Source organism: Actinospica durhamensis (assembly GCF_018139695.1).
Lineage (GTDB): Bacteria > Actinomycetota > Actinomycetes > Streptomycetales > Catenulisporaceae > Actinospica > Actinospica durhamensis.
The window spans coordinates 1-1237 of record NZ_JAGSOG010000593.1 but is presented as its reverse complement, the minus strand read 5'-3'; the positions used below and the strand labels follow the sequence as shown (position 1 = coordinate 1237).

1 protein-coding gene is annotated in these 1237 nt (G+C 70.0%); it reads left to right on the top strand.

What is annotated here, in order from left to right; translation table 11 throughout:
• Nucleotides 1–1237: ACP S-malonyltransferase (locus KDL01_RS41240; protein ID WP_212534162.1), on the top strand; the 1237-nt coding region annotated here is incomplete at both ends.

Genomic DNA, 1237 nt, shown 5'->3' with positions numbered 1-1237 from the left:
CCCGATTCCCCTCCCGTCCTGGATACAGGCTCCGAACCCGATCCCGGCAAGCTGGCCTTCCTCTTCTGCGGCCAGGGTTCCCAATACCCGAACATGGGCGCCGACCTGGCCATGACGTTTCCCGCCGCACGAGAAGCCTGGGACGAACTGTCCACAGGCCGCTTCGACGGCGCGCAAGTCCCGCTGCACGAGATCGTCTTCCCGCGGCCCGCATTCACAGAGTCCGAAGAAGGCCGCCAACACGACCAGCTCACCGCCACCGAATGGGCTCAGCCCGCCCTGGCCGCCGCCTGCGTAGCCCAGCTGCGCCTCGTCACCCGACTCGGCCTGCGCCCCGACTGCGTCGCAGGCCACAGCCTCGGCGAACTCGTGGCCCTGCACGCCGCCGGCTGCTTCGACGAACGAACCCTGATCGCCCTGGCGCGCCGCCGCGGTGAGCTGATGCGTGACGCGTCGCAATGCCCTGGCGCCATGCTGGCCCTGGCCACCGACGCCAAAGAGGCGGAAGCGCAGATCGCAGACCACGGGGACGCATGGATCGCCAACCTCAACACCCCCAGCCAGACGGTGATTTCAGGCACGGTCGCCGCCATCGAAGAACTCGAACGCAGCGCCCAAGCCGCCGGATTCGCCACCCACCGCCTGGCCGCGTCCACCGCGTTCCACAGCCCCCTCGTCGCCTCTGCGGCAACGCGCCTGTTCGCAGCCCTCGATGAAGCAGCGATCAGCCCACCCCGCCTCCCCGTCTACGCGACCGCCGATGCAAATCAGTACCCTCATGACCCCGACGAGATCCGTGCCCGCGTCACGGCCCAGCTCAGCGCCCCCGTCCGCTTCGTCGACCAAATCGAGGCCATGTACGCCGACGGCGTCCGTACCTTCGTCGAGTTCGGCGCAGGCTCGGTCCTCACCAGTCTCGTCACCCAGATCCTCGCCCCTCGCCCCCACCTGGCCGTCTCCCTAGACCGCCGAGGCACCGACGGCGTCACCAGCCTGCACGCCGCCTTGAGTCGCCTCTCCACCCACGGCGTCGCCCTGCCGTCCGACGCCCTCGCGAACGCTGCCGGCTACGGCCCGGCCGCCGACCCCGACCCCGTCGGCTCACCCGTCTCCCGACCGGAATCCGCCCTGACCATCGAGCTCGTCGGCAGCAACTACGCAAGGCCCTACCCGCCGCCCGGCGGCGAAAAGGAGCTCGCCATGCCCAACCATTCGCCCGAGCAGCTCCCCGCCCATG